Source organism: Oceanobacter sp. ABM4_470 (genome assembly GCF_056158645.1).
The window spans coordinates 2,573,076-2,590,045 of record NZ_JBSWTR010000001.1 but is presented as its reverse complement, the minus strand read 5'-3'; the positions used below and the strand labels follow the sequence as shown (position 1 = coordinate 2,590,045).

Annotated in this window: 12 protein-coding genes and 1 pseudogene; 9 read left to right on the top strand and 4 right to left on the bottom strand. The window is 54.5% G+C overall.

Going from position 1 to position 16,970, the window contains the following annotated elements; all coding sequences use genetic code 11:
- Window positions 1-45 precede the first annotated feature (45 nt).
- From tssH to ACXADJ_RS11315, 6 genes are all read left to right on the top strand, one after another.
- The gene (tssH, locus tag ACXADJ_RS11340; protein ID WP_475065909.1) at window positions 46-2,724 is read left to right on the top strand and encodes a type VI secretion system ATPase TssH; all 2,679 of its coding nucleotides are present in this window, start codon (window positions 46-48) and stop codon (window positions 2,722-2,724) included.
- A gap of 148 nt (window positions 2,725-2,872) precedes the next feature.
- Complete coding sequence (locus ACXADJ_RS11335) at window positions 2,873-3,361, top strand: Hcp family type VI secretion system effector (RefSeq protein ID WP_028294864.1); 489 nt, start codon at window positions 2,873-2,875, stop codon at window positions 3,359-3,361.
- 271 nt (window positions 3,362-3,632) lie between these two features.
- Window positions 3,633-5,105 carry a type VI secretion system protein TssL, long form gene (gene tssL, locus ACXADJ_RS11330; RefSeq protein ID WP_028294863.1) on the top strand — a complete coding sequence of 491 codons (1,473 nt, stop codon included), beginning with the start codon at window positions 3,633-3,635 and terminating at the stop codon, window positions 5,103-5,105.
- Window positions 5,102-8,650 (top strand): type VI secretion system membrane subunit TssM, encoded by a 3,549-nt coding sequence (gene tssM, locus ACXADJ_RS11325; protein ID WP_475065906.1) that lies wholly within the window; start codon window positions 5,102-5,104, stop codon window positions 8,648-8,650. The genes tssL and tssM overlap by 4 nt, the downstream gene beginning before the upstream one ends.
- A complete protein-coding gene (tagF, locus tag ACXADJ_RS11320) occupies window positions 8,647-9,375 on the top strand; it encodes a type VI secretion system-associated protein TagF (protein ID WP_028294861.1) in 729 nt (242 codons plus the stop codon). Before tssM ends, tagF begins: the two co-directional genes overlap by 4 nt.
- An 8-nt stretch (window positions 9,376-9,383) precedes the next feature.
- Entirely contained in the window at window positions 9,384-10,049 is a 666-nt protein-coding gene (locus ACXADJ_RS11315) for a PP2C family protein-serine/threonine phosphatase (RefSeq protein ID WP_036537469.1), read from the top strand.
- A gap of 42 nt (window positions 10,050-10,091) precedes the next feature.
- Here the strand turns inward: ACXADJ_RS11315 and ACXADJ_RS11310 are convergent, their stop codons facing one another.
- From ACXADJ_RS11310 to ACXADJ_RS11295, 4 genes are read right to left on the bottom strand one after another with little or no spacing between them, the layout of a single operon-like run.
- On the bottom strand, window positions 10,092-10,541 hold the full coding sequence (locus ACXADJ_RS11310) for a hypothetical protein (RefSeq protein ID WP_475065904.1): 450 nt from the start codon (window positions 10,539-10,541) through the stop codon (window positions 10,092-10,094).
- A gap of 44 nt (window positions 10,542-10,585) precedes the next feature.
- Window positions 10,586-11,368, bottom strand: a complete 783-nt coding sequence (locus ACXADJ_RS11305) for a hypothetical protein (protein WP_475065902.1) — start codon at window positions 11,366-11,368, stop codon at window positions 10,586-10,588.
- Window positions 11,358-11,651 (bottom strand): PAAR domain-containing protein, encoded by a 294-nt coding sequence (locus ACXADJ_RS11300; protein WP_475065900.1) that lies wholly within the window; start codon window positions 11,649-11,651, stop codon window positions 11,358-11,360. Before ACXADJ_RS11300 ends, ACXADJ_RS11305 begins: the two co-directional genes overlap by 11 nt.
- 15 nt (window positions 11,652-11,666) lie before the next feature.
- A complete protein-coding gene (locus tag ACXADJ_RS11295) occupies window positions 11,667-13,514 on the bottom strand; it encodes a type VI secretion system Vgr family protein (protein WP_475065897.1) in 1,848 nt (615 codons plus the stop codon).
- Between the two features lie 409 nt (window positions 13,515-13,923).
- Between ACXADJ_RS11295 and ACXADJ_RS11290 the strand changes: the two genes are divergently transcribed.
- The 3 genes and pseudogenes from ACXADJ_RS11290 to ACXADJ_RS11280 all read left to right on the top strand — a co-directional run.
- On the top strand, window positions 13,924-15,627 hold the full coding sequence (locus tag ACXADJ_RS11290; protein WP_475065894.1) for a DNA/RNA non-specific endonuclease: 1,704 nt from the start codon (window positions 13,924-13,926) through the stop codon (window positions 15,625-15,627).
- Window positions 15,627-16,010, top strand: a complete 384-nt coding sequence (locus ACXADJ_RS11285) for a hypothetical protein (protein WP_475065892.1) — start codon at window positions 15,627-15,629, stop codon at window positions 16,008-16,010. The genes ACXADJ_RS11290 and ACXADJ_RS11285 overlap by 1 nt, the downstream gene beginning before the upstream one ends.
- A 75-nt stretch (window positions 16,011-16,085) precedes the next feature.
- Window positions 16,086-16,940: pseudogene (locus tag ACXADJ_RS11280) on the top strand (RHS repeat-associated core domain-containing protein); the annotation flags it as partial.
- Window positions 16,941-16,970: the final 30 nt, after the last annotated feature.

The window sequence follows — 16,970 nt, the reverse complement described above, 5'->3', positions numbered from 1 at the left end:
GGCAAACCGGGCAGGGCGCCACAGGGAGCCAAGACAGGAAGCATTATGGAACTGGACAAGCTGATCAAAAACCTCTCGGACGAGAGCCGTAGCCTGCTGGAAAGCGCAGTCAAAACGGCCGCTTCCCGTGGCCACGCGGCGGCAGACGTTGAACACCTGCTGCAGGAAGTCGCCCAGCACGAACCTAACGATATCCGCCTGGTGCTGAAGCACTTTGATATCGACATGGAAAAACTGCACCGCGAATCGCTGGCAGCGCTGGAGCTACTGAACGCCAGCGGCGAGGGCTTCCCTAAAATCGCGCCAGACATCATCCGTTTGCTGTTTGAAGCCTGGATGGTGGCGTCTACCCGTTACGAATCCCTCAGTATTCGCCCGGTGCACATTCTGCTGGCGGTGGTTGAAAGCGATGTGCTGCGTTTGCGTTTGAAAAACGCCGCGCCGTGCTTGCTGGCCATTGATGTCGAGTCTTTCCGAGAGCAGTGCCATGGCCTGCTGACCCACGGCGAACCGCAAACCGCGGCTGCCGAAGGCGAGCCAAAAGTGCCGACCAAAACCCCGGCGCTGGATCAGTTCACCATCAACCTCAACGACATGGCTCGTGACGGCAAACTGCCGCGGGTGATTGGCCGCGATCACGAGATCCGCCAGATGGTCGATATCCTCACCCGCAAGAAGCAAAACAACCCGATCCTGACCGGTGAAGCCGGTGTGGGTAAAACCGCCGTGGTGGAAGGCCTGGCCGAGCGCATTGTGCGCGGCGACGTGCCGGATGCCCTCAAGGACGTTGAAATTCACTCGTTGGACATTGGCCTGCTGCAAGCCGGTGCCGGTGTGAAAGGCGAGTTTGAAAACCGTCTGAAAAACGTCATCAAGGAAGTTAATCAGTCGGTGAAGCCGGTAGTGATCTTCATTGACGAAGCCCACACCATGATTGGTGCAGGCAATCAGGCCGGTTCCGGCGATGCGGCCAACCTGCTGAAACCGGCATTGGCTCGTGGCGAGCTGCGCACCATTGCTGCAACCACGTGGGCGGAATACAAAAAATACTTTGAATCCGACGCTGCACTGACCCGCCGTTTCCAGGTGGTGAAAGTGGAAGAGCCAACGGTCGATCAGGCCACCGTGATGCTGCGCAGCATTGCGCCGTCGCTGGAGCAACACCATGGCGTGGTGATTCTGGACGAAGCCATCGTCAGCGCCGTGGCCCTGTCGCATCGCTATATTCCAGGCCGTCAGCTGCCCGACAAGTGTGTCAGCTTGCTGGATACCGCCTGCGCTCGGGTGAACCTGAGTCAAAGCACGATTCCGGCCCGACTGGAGCAATGCCAGGTTGCGATTGAAAACCTGACCTTTGAAATCCAGCGCCTGGAGCAAGAACAGCACGACGGCTTTGATCATCAGGAGCTGATTGCCGAGCTGAACGCCAAGCTCGATAAAAACGCCAATGAACAGCTGTCGTTGCAAGCGGCGTTCGACAAGGAACGCACCGTCATCGACGCCATCATCGAACTGCGCCAGCAAATCGAAGCCATTCGTCTGGCGGTGTCTGAATCGTCTAACGCAGACGAGTCACAAGAAAACGGAGCCGCCGCTGACACCCTGTCGGATGCCTTCCGCGACAACAGCGAGCTGCAAGGGCTGGTGCAGCAACTGGCGGCCCGTCGCGAAGAGTTGTTGGCTTTGCAAGAACAGCAGCCACTGATTCACGAGTGCGTTGATACCAATGTGATTGCCAGCGTGATTTCTGACTGGACCGGTATTCCGGTAGGCCGCATGCAGGCCGATGAGATCAACAGCATTCTGCAACTGCAGCAAGTGATGGAAGAGCGCGTGATTGGTCAGTCTCACGGCATCGCCCGCATTGCCAAGTCGATGCAGATTGCCCGTGCAGGCCTCAGCGATCCAAAACGGCCACTGGGTGTGTTCATGCTGGTGGGCCCAAGCGGTGTCGGTAAAACCGAAACCGCCATGACCCTGGCCGAGCAGGTGTATGGCTCGGAGCAAAATATTACCGTCATCAACATGTCCGAGTTCAAGGAAGAGCACAAGGTGTCCATGCTGCTGGGTGCGCCTCCGGGCTACGTGGGGTACGGCGAAGGCGGTGTGCTGACCGAAGCTGTGCGTCGCAAGCCTTACAGCGTGGTGCTGCTGGACGAAATGGAAAAAGCCCATCCGGGCGTGCAGGATATTTTCTATCAGGTGTTCGACAAGGGCATGCTGAAAGACGGTGAAGGCCGCGACATCGACTTCAAAAACACCGTCATCCTGATGACCAGCAACACCGCCAGTGATCAGATCGAGCAGCTGTGTATGGACCCGGACACCCGGCCAACACCGGAAGGTCTGCTGGATGCCATTGGCCCAACCCTGCGCGAAACCTACAAGCCGGCGTTCCTGGGTCGTATCAACATCATTCCGTACTTCCCGTTGGACGAAGACAGCCTGGCAGTGATTGCCCGTATGCAGCTGGCTTCCATTGCCAAGCGGGTACGCGAGAACTACAAGGCCGAGCTGAACTACAGCGACGAGGTGGTGGATTACATCATCGAGCAGTGCCAGCAGTCGGATACCGGTGCGCGCCGAATTGCCATTTTGCTGAACAATTCGCTGCTACCGTTTTTGGCTGAAAAAGTTCTGGCCTGGCTCACAAAAAATGACTCCGTTAGTGAGATATATCTCTCATTATCTGAAAGCCGCGAATTTGAAGTTGATATCAAATAATTAACGCTCTTTCAGAGAATAAAATTAATTTTGTCAGGATTTATAAAAGCGGGACTACTGCTCAAATTCAATCAATTTGGTTGTTATAGAATGCACCCGCTTTCAGCAATTCTCACTCATTTATAAAGGACGATAGAGAGGATTTCTTATGTCTATTTTTGTTAACTACGATGGTATTACCGGTGAAGCTTCCGATCCAGGTCACGAAGGCTGGATGGATGTAGATGATATCCAGTGGGGCGTGGCTCGTCAGATCACTTCCTCTACTTCTACCCAGGGCGACCGTGAGTCTTCCAACGCGGTAATTACCGACCTGGTTCTGACCCGTCGCATGGACAGCGCTACCCCTAAAGTGTTCATCGAATCCTGCTGCGGTACTGGTAAAGACGTGGTTATCCACCTGACCAAAACCGGTACTGGCTCTGGCTCCGACGTATACATGGAGTACACCCTGAAGAACGCTCTGATCAGCAACTACTCTGTTCACGCGTCTTCCCAGTCCAACGAGCGTCCTTCCGAGCACATCACTGTGAGCTTCGTTGACGTTGAAGTTAAGTACACTCCATACGACGAAGATGGCAACGCCGAAGCTGCTATCGCCGTTGGTTACGACACTGCGACCAACAGCAAGCGCTAAGTTTCAATTTAGCTCTTCTGATGCAGTTAAAAATGCCTGCGCCTTGCGCGGGCATTTTGCGTTTTACGCATTGTGTTTATCTTGTATTGGCCGGAATTTATTCACATAAGTAGTGTGATCGGATTCAATAAATTAACGTTGGTTTGATTTATTTTTTGTGCGCCAGTGCCGCTTCAGGCAATATTGAATTTAATATCACTCAGGGATATATGGCAGCGTCTTGCCGGGTATTTATTTCGTAATATCGCGCGCTGGCAGTATGGAAATCGGTATGGATAGCGACAAGACTATTATCAAGCCTCGTCCGGGAGGCAGGCCTTCGGCCCCTGTAAATCCGGATCAAACCATCATCAAGCCCAGACCCAAACCGGGACGCTCGGCGGCAGCCATGCCGCTGGAAGACGACCGTACGGTGATTCGCGGGCGCGAAAAACCCCTCGACCCAAACATCAGCCTCGACCCCGAAGCCGGCTCGCTGGATGTGCCTAATGCCAAATTGCTGGCCGCCGCCGACCCGCTGTTGGCGTTAGTGCCGCAGTTGCGGCAGCTGAACGGTCAGGTTGACGTTGCTTCGCTGCAGCGTGAGGTGGTGTCTCTGGTGAAGCAGTTTGAACACCGTTTGTCGGCGGCGGCCATCGACCCGGATACGCGCCACCAGGCGTCCTACATTTTGTGTTCACTGCTGGACGAAACTGCACTGAACACCAGTTGGGGTGAGCACAGCAGCTGGTCGCAAAAAAGCGTGCTGAGCACCATTCACAACGAAACCTACGGCGGCGAGAAAATCTTCAGCCTGCTGGACCAGGTGATGATTGCCCCGGGTCAGCACATGGAGCTGATTGAGCTTATGTATCTGGTGCTGTCGCTGGGATTCATGGGCAAGTACCGGGTACACCCGCAAGGCCCGTTCAAGATTGAACAGATTCGCAGCCAGATGTACGAGCTGCTGATTCGCAGCCGTGATGACGACACGCCGAAAGAGCTGTCGCCGTCGATCAAGCCGGCGGCTGGCCTGAAGGGCAAGATTTTCACCTTCCTGCCGGTATGGATGCTGTGGGCGGTGCTGCTGCTGGGCGGCTTTGGTATTTACAGCTGGCTGCTGATGGATCTCAACAAGCAGTCCGATGCCACCGCCAGCCGTGTGGCCGCATTGGTGCCCCATGAAAACGTCACCATGGCGCAAACCAACGAGCCGCACCCGGAAGCTATTCGCCTGATGACCTTGCTGGCGCCGGAAGTGGAACGTGGTCTGATCAAAATTGACCATTACATGACCCACACCTCGCTGACCTTGCAAGGCGGTGAGCTGTTCGGCTCGGGCACGGATGAACTCAACAGCATGTTCAATCCGGTGCTCGACAAAATTGCCAAGGCGCTGGAAACCACCACCGGCCGCATCGTTGTCACCGGCCATACCGACAACCAGGCGATTCGTACGACCCGTTACCCATCCAACTGGCATTTGTCGCTGGCGCGCGCGTCGGCCGTGGCTCGCTATTTGGGTCATTCGGGCGATCTGACCGGCCGGTTGTTGCCGGAAGGTCGTGGCGACCGTGAGCCGGTAGCCAGTAACGACAGCGCCGAAGGCCGTGCGCAAAACCGTCGGGTGGTGATTGATGTGTACCACAGCGGTGCCCGCGCCAGCTCAGAAGATCAGGCGTCCAGCCTTTATCCGCAAGCCAAGGAAAGCCCGGCTGCAACCGATGTCGCGGTTGCAGTAGCGGCGGAGAGTAACCAGTCATGAAGAAAGTGATTCAGTTTATTACCCAGGGATGGTTTCTGGCCCTGATCGGCATCATTCTGCTGGCGGCGGTGGTGTGGTTCATCGGCCCGGTGATCGCCATTGCCGACTACAAGCCGCTGGAGTCCGACGTGGTGCGTCTGGGCGTGATTTTTGTGGTGCTGGTGCTGTGGGGGCTGAACAATCTGCGCAGCAACCACTCGGCCCGCAAGTCCAGTGAAGCGCTGGAAGAAGCCATTGATGAGCCGGTTCAAAATCGTAACGGCGAAACACCATCGGCGGAAAGCAGCCATGAAGAGCAGGTGTTAGGCGGCCGTCTGAAAGAAGCCATCGGCCTGATGCAGGGGCGCAAATCCGGCTTCTCGCTTGGTAAGGACAAGCTCTACTCGTTGCCCTGGTACATGATCATCGGCGCACCGGGTTCCGGTAAAACCACCGCACTGAAAAATTCCGGGTTGGATTTCCCGCTCAAAAGCCAGATGGGCGAAGAGCCCATTCAGGGCGCGGGCGGCACGCTGTACTGCGACTGGTGGTTTACCGATCAGGCCATTTTTATTGATACCGCCGGTCGTTACACCACCCAGGATAACCCCAAGAAAGTGGAATCCCACGCCTGGCTGTCGTTTCTTACCCGCTTGAAAAAGGCGCGTCCGAAGCGGCCGCTCAGCGGCATTATGGTGGCGGTCAGCATTGAAGACCTGATTACCAAAACCGACACCCAGTTGAGCTTGCAAACCACTGCCATCAAGCAGCGTATTCAGGAGCTTAACGCGCACCTGGATATGGAGCTGCCGGTGTACGTGATGTTCACCAAAATGGACCGCATTACCGGCTTCAACAGCTTCTTCACCAGCATGAGTGATGAAGACCGCAAACAGCCGTGGGGCATTACCTTTGAAGAGCTGGGTGCTAACAAGGCACGACAGATTCTGGAGCAATTCCCGTCCCATTACGACGATCTGGTGCAGCGCATGAATGGTCAGGTGCGCAACCGACTGCACGACGAATCGTCGCCGGGCAAACGTAATCTGGTTTTTGAATTCCCACGTCAGATGCACGTGTTGCAGGCCTCGATTGCCGGTTTCCTTGGCAACATCTTCAGCCCCAACCAGTTTGAAGAGCCGTTTATCTTGCGTGGGGTGTATTTCGTCAGTGGCACCCAGGCCGCCATGCCGTCGCGTTGGGCGGGTGGGGTATTGCCGGCGGAATACTGCACCGCACCGGCCGAGCGTCCGGCACGTGAATCACGCTCTTACTTTGTTCAAAACCTGCTTAAAAATGTGATCTTTGCGGAGGCTGATTTGGCATCGCTCAATGCCCGTGTGCGGCAACGGAATCAATGGTTGTATCGTGGTGCCATGATGCTGGGACTGTCCGGCTTTGCCGGCATGCTGTATGCGTGGAACAACAGCATGGATTTGAACGAGCAGTATCTGGCCAAGGTCGACGAGACCGTTATGGCGTTCGAGAAGGAATCCGGTGGCTCGCTGGACACTACTTCCGACTGGTTAACCCTGTCGCGTTCCATGGACACCCTGCGCGATGCACCGACGGGCTACAGCGATGCCGATGCATCACCAGCATTGGCGGAAGGCTTTGGTCTGTACCAGGGTGACAAGGTTGGCGTTCAGCTGCGCGCTACCTATCTGGATGCCCTGAGTGTGTACTTTATGCGTGACGTGGCTCGCATGATGTCCGAGCAGATTCGCAACGCCGAAGACGATGACGAGCTACTGTACGAGTCGCTCAAGTATTACCTGATGCTGTTCAGCCCGGAGCACATGGACACCGAAGGCTTTGAAGTGTGGGCCAGCTTGCTGTGGGCGCGCACCATTCCGGGTGAGTTCAATCAGGGACTGCGTGACAACCTGGCGATGCACTTGCAGCAAGCCTTGGCTAACGCACGTTACCCTCGTTCCATGAACGAAGAAGTGGTGGAAGACGCCCGCGACATTCTGGCTCGCACGCCGTTGGATCAGCGTTTGTACCGTCGCCTGAAACTGGACGCACTGGCAACCGGCAAGGAAGGTTTTGACGTCGAATCGGTGTTGGGCAAAAAAGCCGAGATCCTGTTCTACCGCCGCAGTGGCAAAGCCCTGCCAGAAGGTATTCCGGAGTTTTTCACCTACAACGGCTTCCACACCAACTTCAACGTACAGCGTCAGCGCATGGCCCAACGATTGGCCGATGAGCAATGGATTTACGGTGATGACATGCACGCCGAGCTGAGCGATGACGACATCGACGCTATCAGCAAGCGCGTTGCCGAGTACTACTACGCCGAATACAACCAGCGTTGGGACGACTACCTGGGCGATTTGCGCATTCGCTCGTTCAGCACCGTCGATGGTGGTCAGGCCGTGGTGCGTATGCTGGCCGGTGCCGACCAGCCGCTGGTGAAAGTGCTGGATGCGGTTCGCAAGCACACCGCACTGAGCACCTTGCCGGGTATTTCTGAAGAGCAGAAAGAGTCGCTTAAAGAAGCCTCGCAAGAATTTGGTCCTAATCAGCTGAACCGCCTTAAGCGTCTGGTGCCGTCTGATCTGGCCGATGGCGCTGAGCTGCCGGGGCAGGAAGTTAGCGATCACTTCTACGAAATCAACGATTACACCTCGGAAGGCAAGGGCCGCCAGCTGGATCAACTGCAAGAGTCGTTCAACGGGTTGTATGAATACTTCCAGTCGCTGTCGTATTCCGATGACGTAAAAGCTACTGCCTTTGAAGCGGGCCTGAACTCCCAGTCTGGTGGCCAGGCGCTCAATGCCGTCAAGAAAGCCATGGCGGAATCGCCGCAGGTCGTTCAGGGCTGGTTTGAATCCGTTGCTCAGAACACCTCTCAAGTGACCGTGGTTGCTGCCAAAGGCCACCTGAACAATGCCTGGAAATCCGATGTTGTCGGCTTCTACAAAGTCGCTTTGGAAGGCCGCTACCCGATCAATCCGAACAGCGATCAGGACATTCGACTGGCCGACTTCGCTACCTTCTTTGGCCCGGGCGGCACGCTGGACAGCTACTTTGGTGAATACATTGCGCCGTTTGTGGACACCACCCGCACTCCGTGGCGCTGGAAGAAAAACATTGGCCTGAGCGTATCCAGCCTGCGCATGTTTGAACGCGCTCATCGGATTCAGCAGTCGTGGTTTAACGGCGGTGATGCCTTGCAGGTGCCGATGACCATTCGACCGGACGAACTGAACAGCAGCGTCAACAAGGTCACGCTGGTGATGGATGGCGAGTCGATGGATTACGGCCATGGCCCGATCCGCTCAACGGAAATGACCTGGCCGGGCGGCGAGCCACAAAGCCGACTGACGTACACACTGGTTAGCAAAGGCACGCCAATCAGCACCCGTGCCGATGGCGAATGGGGCTGGTTCCGACTGATTGACCGCGAAGGCAAACTGAAGAAGCGCAAGGGCAAGGACGACTGGATGCTATCGTTTGAAGTCTCCGGTATTGATAGCAGCTTCCTGGTGTTGCCGGGCAGCGTCTACAACCCGTTCGACCAGAACGACGTGCGCAACTTCGAACTGCCGGAGCGCCTGTGAGTTTCTCGGCCAACTGTGGCCTGTTCGGGAAGGTTCCCCAGCAGGCCGAGTTCATCAACCACTTCCTCGACAAGGAACTGACCGAGCTGTGGCACCAGTGGCTGCAAGCCAGCATCAGCGTCAGCAAGGAGCAGCTGGGTGATCAATGGATTGAGTATTACCTCACCAGCCCGATCTGGCACTTTGCCTTGTCGCCGGGGTTGATCAGCCCTCATGGCGTAGTGGGGTTACTGATGCCCAGCGTTGACGAAGTGGGGCGGTATTTCCCTGTGACCATGATGCACGCCGCTGACCACGATCCGTGGTCGGCCTACTTGAACGGCGAGCAATGGTTTCATGGTGCTGAGTCGGTGCTGCTGAACGTGCTCGACGAAGACATGAGCTACAACCACTGGATTGGTCAGGTAGAAGGCATCCCGGAACCGCGATTTGCACTGCTGGATAAATACCAGATGGACGCAGGTCACTCATCGGCCCGCGCCGGTCTGGTGAGCAATCTGGGTGGTCATAGCCATTCCGGCTTGATGCACACACTGATGCAGGGCCTGACCGAACGCGCGTTCGGCCCGTTTGGCCTGTGGTGGACCGCAGGCTCGGAACATATCGAACCCTGTCTGGCGGTATCGGCGCAAATGCCGGACGCCGGGCAGTTTGCGGCACTGTTGGATGGCCGCTGGCAACATTGGGGATGGCCAATGAACCTTCCCATGGACGGTGAAAGGTAAGCGTGTTGATGATCGAAGGTGGCATTGCGTCCACGGGTGTGACCCATGAAGGCCTGGTACGGGCGCGCAACGAAGACAGCATTCTGGTGGCCCCGGAATCCGGCTTATGGGTAGTGGCCGACGGCATGGGTGGCCATGAAGCAGGTGACTATGCCAGCCAGTGTGTGGTTACTCACTTGCAGCAGGCGGCCCGAACTCACAGCGGTGCCAGTTTGGTCGAGCACTTGGCCAGCGCCGTAGAAAGCGCCAACCGCGAAGTGTACGACTTCTCGAAATGGCAAAGCGAAGACGGCATCGTCGGCACCACTTTCGTGGCGCTGGTGTTGGAAGGGGAGCACTTTCACTGCTTCTGGACCGGCGACAGCCGCTGCTACCTGCTGCGCGACGACCGCCTGCAAATGCTCAGCCGCGACCACGCTGACGAAGGCGGCCTGCTGCACGGCATTGGCATCGACCCCGAGCCTTTTATTGATTACGTTAACGGCTACCTCTACGAAGGCGACCGTTTCTACTTATGCACGGATGGCATCAACAAGGTCATAACCGACCAGCAGTTGGAAAACACCCTGCGCCAATGGCACGAAGACATCGACCAGATCAACAACCGACTGGTCTACGATGCCTTGCGCCGGGGCGCGCCGGATAACTTCAGCAGCATTATTGTGGATGTGTGACGGCCGTTAGGCGGCAGCGGAATAACATGCCGCCAAGTGCCTTTATTTCCAATGAGTCAGTAAGCTCTGTTGCAGCTCGGCGTTGTTGGCCACTTCCGCTACGTAGGCGAAGAAGTCGTTTTGCTCGTCTTCCTCTGGTTGGCCCGGGCGTGACAACCCGAACTGTTGCCACCAGGCCGTGTAGGTAATGTCTTTGCTGCTGATAGTGTCTGCAATGGTGAAAGTGGTGGTGCCTGAGCTGACGCAGTGCAGATACTTCACCGCACAGTCGCTGCTGTTCAAATGCCAGATACGATGGTTGATTTGCAACACCAGTTGCTGGTCTTGTCGGTAAATCGCGCAGATCTGATGGGGTAAGGCAAACAGGCAGCCGCTAACGTCTGGCTGTGCTTCTGTTGCGGATTGGGATTGCTCGACGGGCTGCCAAAACCCGGTCATGGGGTCGAACTCGACTCCAGTGCCGCAACGATTGAATGGTCTGGCCAGAATCATTGGATGTCCTTTTTCAAAACGGCTGCTTCTTGTTCACAAGGGCTTCAGACAACTTCAGCCAAGCCAGTCAGCAAATCCAGCTCGATATCCCGTCGTAGCAAAAACTGCTGGTAGTCCGCCGCTGTGGGGTACAGGGCACTCCGTGGTGCTATTGGATGATGCAGCGAGTGACTCAGTGAATTCGGATGTTCGTTATCCGATTCGCTGCCTGAAGCGCTCGTTAGATCAATATTGAGGTAGCCCTGCTCAACATCTGCCCCCGTTGCTTCTGAATCAAATCCCTGCTGCTCCAGCCACTGCTGCCTCGATGCCAGCGTTTGCAGATACAGCAAGCGCTGGTGACGTACCCATTCGACTTGCTGGGCATTGGTCCAGTCCACTTGATAACGGCTGCTGTGAAAACGGGAATCCGGGCCAGGCACATAGCCGTAGACTCCGGTTTGAGAGGCTTCCAGTGTGGCGGGAACGTCTTCGGGAGAAATATTCTGTGGTAGCACATTGGCAGCACCAGAGGTTGGTGCGACGGGGCCATCACTGCTGTTGGCACGCTGTGGGTCTTCGCCGAAACCAGCCTGGGCAAATACCTGCGCAATGGCAATAGGTGCCAACGCTTCCCGCTCTGCTTCGGGCAGGCTTTCCAACTCGTCGGCCTTGGCATTGAGCTGATTGCAGACGGCATCCGGATCGGCGAGCAAGACGATTTGTTCGCCCATTGCCTGATTCAGGTGATCGCGAACGGCCAGGTAGCGCAGGGTTTCAATGGTGCCCGGCGCTTGCGGCGCGTTGTCGTCTTCATCGTGATGATGATGGTGATGATCAGCCGCCAATGATCACGTTCCCCGAGCCCATGGCGACTTTGCCGCCACATGAAATTGCATCGCCGACACGAGCCGCGGGCATTCCATTGATCATCACAGAGCCGGAACCTGCAGAAATGCTGCGCGGGTGTGGTGGGTTAAAAGGAATCACGTGCAGCAACACCATATCCCCCTGTCGGGCGGCGGGCAGTTTGTTAATAAGCACATTGCCACTGCCCATCAAAATCGGTGTTGGCGGCCATGGCCCGTGGTTGGAAGCGATATCGCCCAGTCGGGCAGCGGGTTTTCCCATGTTCGATCCTCCCGATCAGTTCAGCATAATGGCGCCAGCCTTGATTGCTACCTGGCCGCCGTCGATGGTGATTTTGGAACCGCCCACTTGCAGTGTGATGCTACTGCCAGCCTTGATGGTGATGCTACCACCGGCTTCCAGTTGCAGGTTGCCACCAAACTTTTGCTTGCCATCGCCACCAACACTGACCGACTGATTGCCACCGATATCCAGTGAGCTATCCGCACCCACGGTTTCGGTGTGTTTGTTGGTAATATCGATTTTCTGATCGTTCTGAATGGTCAGGGTTTGGTCATGCTGAATGGTGAAGGTCTGATCGTTCTTTACCAGACCGTTGTGGTCTTTTTCAGCCTGAAAATAGACCTCTTCCTCGCCCTTTTTGTCTTCAAAGTACAGCTCGTTGCAGTTGTCTACACCGCCGCCTTTCATCGAACGGGTACGAATGCCCGAACGGGTGCCCATTTGGGCGGAGTAAGGTGGTTTGTGTTCGGTGTGGTACAGCGAGCCCAAAGCGAACGGGCGTTCGGGGTTGCCGTTTTCAAACGCGACCACCACTTCCTGGCCTACCCGTGGCAAGAAATAGGCACCGAACTCGCTGCCAGCAAAGCCCTGCATGACACGCAGCCAGCAGGTGCTTTCCTGATCAGATTTGCCCAGCCGGTCCCAGTGGAATTGCACCTTGATACGGCCGTATTCGTCTGTGTGGATTTCTTCACCTTTGGGGCCGGTGACAACGGCGGTTTGCAACCCCTGAATTTTGGGTGCCGCAGCATCCGGGAAAATCAGTGTGCCGCGTGGCACGGCTTCTGCCCGGCAGTTGAATAGGCCACGGTTGTTGTCGGCGCTGATCACCATACGGGTGAGGGTGAACTCTTCGTCCTTTTGTTCAAAGGCACCAATAATGCCGCCCACTGGGGCCAGCTCGACACTGAAGTGATGACCAAGATCGAGGCCACGGCAGTCGCCGCCGCCATGGAAAATGGACGAGCGATTGGTTTCGTTATCTCGACGGGCACTGACACGCAGCTTGCCATCGCCCTTGGTTTCGATGGTGTCGGAGTATACGTACGACTCCAGATCCATAACGCCGGTGGCGCCCGCCATGCTGCCAGCGGCATTGGACTTCACTTCTACTTTTTGCTGCGGCGTCATGTAGTTGTACGAGGTTTCGCTGTACTTGCCGGTCACAAAACGGCCGCTGTTCTGCCAATAGGTCAGATGGTCGACAGATGGGGTGTGTGACTGCACTCGCACCTTGGCCGGGCTCATGGCGGGCAATGAGTTGGCATCGTCGGTGATGTTCAACGTGTGCTGGCCATTTTTGTGGGTGAAGTAGAAGGTCAGGCCCGACTGTTGGCAAATACGCTTGAAAAACTCCAGGTCGGTTTCGTTGTACTGCACCCAGAAGCGCTTGTTGCTGTGGCTGTTGGCCAGATCGACCTTGAATTTGGCGTTGTCGCCGTAGTCCGCAAAGATGGTGTTGATGACCTTGTCGACCGGCTCGTCCTGAAAAATACGACAATCGGAGCGGTGAGCCAGTAGCAATTCCAACCAGGAAGTAATGGTCAGTTGATACAGGCTGCGTTCGCCCGCATTACTGGTGCCTTTGGCTGATAATTCTGAAACCAGTCCATTGAAATAGCGTTTGCTGTCATCGCTTTTAATCAATTCAATAGTGGCGGACGTACCTACTATGTCTTCTGGTTTTAAACTGTGATTTTGTTCCGAAAATACATTGACCTTAAATGTAAATCCTCGCGACATGGAAAACTGACATTCCATGTTATCGGCAACCAAAACCCCTGACCCCAGGGTGGTTTCGATACGGAAAAGGCGTTTATCCTGGGTTTGCAAGCTTGCCATGTCGGCTCCTTTCTATTTATTGGCCCTGTATCCATGGGGCCTTCAGGGTGATTTTTGGTTTTCGGAATCATTCGTTAACCAAACCGCTGATCAGGTGAATATGTGAACCAAGTCAAATAATTCTGGATTTTTAACGACGTAATAATACCGATTTAATTTTTGTTTTATTGTCTGGATTTATGAAATCGAGAATGGAGTCACTATTTACGGTTTGACTTGAAGATGACCTGAAACAAAAATCCCCATACGAAATTTTAAGGTGAGATTATGCGCGTTTCACAAAAATAATATTTTTGTGTTTTACGTCATAAAAAGGAAAAACAGTGGCCGATATGGATGTCAAAATGAGAACCAGATCTATGAAAAACGCAGTCGTACCGGCTTCTGAATATTTTCAGGAGGTGGCGTAATGTCTGCCACTGTGGTGCCTGTCGCTCATCCTTCCTTGCTGGGGTTTCAGTTAGGGGAAGAGTTCTGGATCTTTGCGGCACAGGATTTTCAGCCTTCAACGTTTCTATTGTTCAAGCGCCAGGGCTTTGCTGGTGACCCATCCATCTTCAGCTTTTCAACAGAACTGGACTGGTTGCTTGAAGAACTCGACGATGGTCAGGTTCTCGATCTCTATCGGCTCTCTGGCAGAGAAATAGAAACCCATTGGCTTTTTGGTTCCACACAGAATGACCTGCGTGAATTGATCATGTCCGGAGAGTTGCGGGCATTCAAGTTGGATGAGCAGACTGCGCGTCGTATGTCTAACCGGAACGATACTATTTTCAGCGATGCTACAGGATACGAATCTACTGAAAGCTCACCCGTCAATGCGCTTAGAGCGCAACTCGCCGATAAGTTTGCAAAAGATCTGGAAGAATTCTGGATCGGCAAAGACAAAGCCGACAAGCTGCATTGGGACAAGAACGCAATTCATCGTGAATTGGTCGAAGCCGTTGATAGTGGGGCAGAGGTTGTCGACTTTGCTTACGATACGATCGTCGGAATCCTTGATTTATTGATCTTTGCCATAGAAGTGACGGCCGAAGTTGTTGTGGCTCGTGCACAGGTCAAGATGCTCGCTCAACGTGCGTTTGCCAATTATCTCAAGGGCAATCAGGAAGCCGCTCGAAAAGACCTCGAAGCTATTGGTATCAAGGTCGATGGCTGGATGAAGAGTGCCGAAACAGTGGCCGCAAAAATTCAGCAGGGGCTGGATCTCTTCAATCTGATGATGAACGACCCGCTGACCCGTCAGCTTCTGACCGACTACCTTGATGCACGCTACGAAAGCCTTCCGTTCCGTGACAGTCGAACGGTTCCAACCCGATTGGTGCTAGAGGTGGGTGTTGAGGTGCTTCTGGCATTGGCCAGTGGTGGTGGTAGTACGTTAGCAAAGGTATCAGCCAAAGCAGGCAAGGCATTCTCTGCTGGTGCGGTAAAAGCTGCGAAACTTTCCCGAATCGGCCCTTTCACGCTCGAAATGATCGACCTTATGTGCGACATGGCGAGGTTGATGCGTAAGGCCGAGATGAAAGCGGATGACGTGGTTGAAGAAGTGAGGATTTATCCAGAGAGCCGTAAAGATAAAAAAGAAGGTGTAAGAGACAGCAGGCCTAGTCATAGGACTATCAAAGAAAACTTTGGAAACAACGAAGCTACTTGGACCGTTGATGAGAATGGTCTTCCCATATCTGTTGAAGCGACGCTAAAAGAAACATCTTCAGTAGCCAGGTCTAGTGCAGAAAAAGAACTTCAAGGCTCTGTTGGTGGAGAGGCCCGACTGTCCGATGATGACGGTGGGCACATGGTTGGTCATCGATTTATGGCAGATCAGGGAGAGAAAAACCTGTTCCCTCAAAACTCAAACCTGAATCGTAGCGCCTACAAAAAAATGGAGAACGAATGGGCGGACTGGACATCTGAAGGTTTTGAAGTGAGGTTAAAAGTCGAATTGGACCCTCCAGGGGCTGCGCGACCTGATACAGTATTCGCTGATTATGAAGTTTATGACCCAAGCTCTGGACGAAAGGTTTTTGAACGTTCTCATGAATTCGATAATATAGCAGGGCAGGAATTTGATCGTATGCCCAAAGCCGATATTTCTAAATATAGGGGAAAGTAATGAATAATGAAGTTGTCATGGATATCTGCCGTGATGTTCTTGAGGAGAGTAATTTATCCTCTATAGACTGGGATCTGGTTTCGGTGGTTGTTGATATTAGTGAAGGGCATTTTGCTCAGAGCGGATTTCTCTACCGTGCTTCCGACTACGAGCCATGTACGGTGAAAACAAATAATCGTAAGCAGTTCTCAAATAACTGTCGTAAATTGCAAGAATCTATAGCGAGAGACAGTGGGCGTTTGGTGAAGCAAATGCTAATTCAGGTAGAGAAGGAATCAGGTCGTATAAAAATTGATTTCGAATTCGATGATCCAACGCGCTGGTCGATTGGCCCTGGTAACTTGAAAGAAATTCGCGAATCTTTACGACCAAAATTTGACTAAGCATTTTCTTATCCAGGCTCTATCTATCTGATAGAGCCTGCCTGACTCAGCCACGCCACCGACTCCCGTGGTGGCCGACTGTCTTACCGTTTCAACGACAGTGGTTTGCCGGTATGGATTCGACAGCCAGAAGGCGATGAAACCTTCTACGAATACGACCGCGACGGCAACCTGATCAAACTGATCGATCCAGCAGGCAATGTTGAATTATTCCAGTACAACCACAACGGCCACCTGATTCGTCACACCAACAAACTGGGGCATAGCCAGAAATTCAAGGTCAACGACGCGGGCCAAATGCTGGAAGCGACGGACCCAACCGGTGCGGTATGGAAGCGTAGTTACGATCGTTCTGGCCGTTTGATCAGTACCACCGCCCCCACTGGCACAACCACTCGGTTCGACTACAACCCTGCGGGACTGCTGGCAGGCATCACCGACGCCAACGGCAACAAAACCAGCTACCTGTGGGACCATCACCACCGGGTAACGGCCGTTCGCAACCCACTGGGTTCCCATACTCGTTACACCTACAACGAACGCGGTCAGCTCACCCGTGTTCGTTACCCCAACCAGCAATACCAGGCGTTTGAATACAACGACGCTGGTCAGTGCATCGCGGTACTGAACAGCGACGGCAGTCGCGCCCGTTATGAATACAGCCCGCTGGGGCATCTGGCGGGAGTAACAGACCACACCGGCCGCACCACCCGATACCAGTACGACAAGCTGTCGCAGGTGGTAAAACGCTCCGACGCCAGCGGACAGTCGTTCGACTACCACTACGACGCCGAACGCAACCTGATTGGCCTCACCAACGAAAACGGTGAGCAATATCAGCTGAAGTACGACGGCAACGAACGCCTGATCGAAGAAATCGGTTTCGACGGCCGTGTTCAGCGTTATGAATACAACGCTGCCGGTCATCTGGTTGCCAGTGAAGAGCTGGGTCCAATCGGC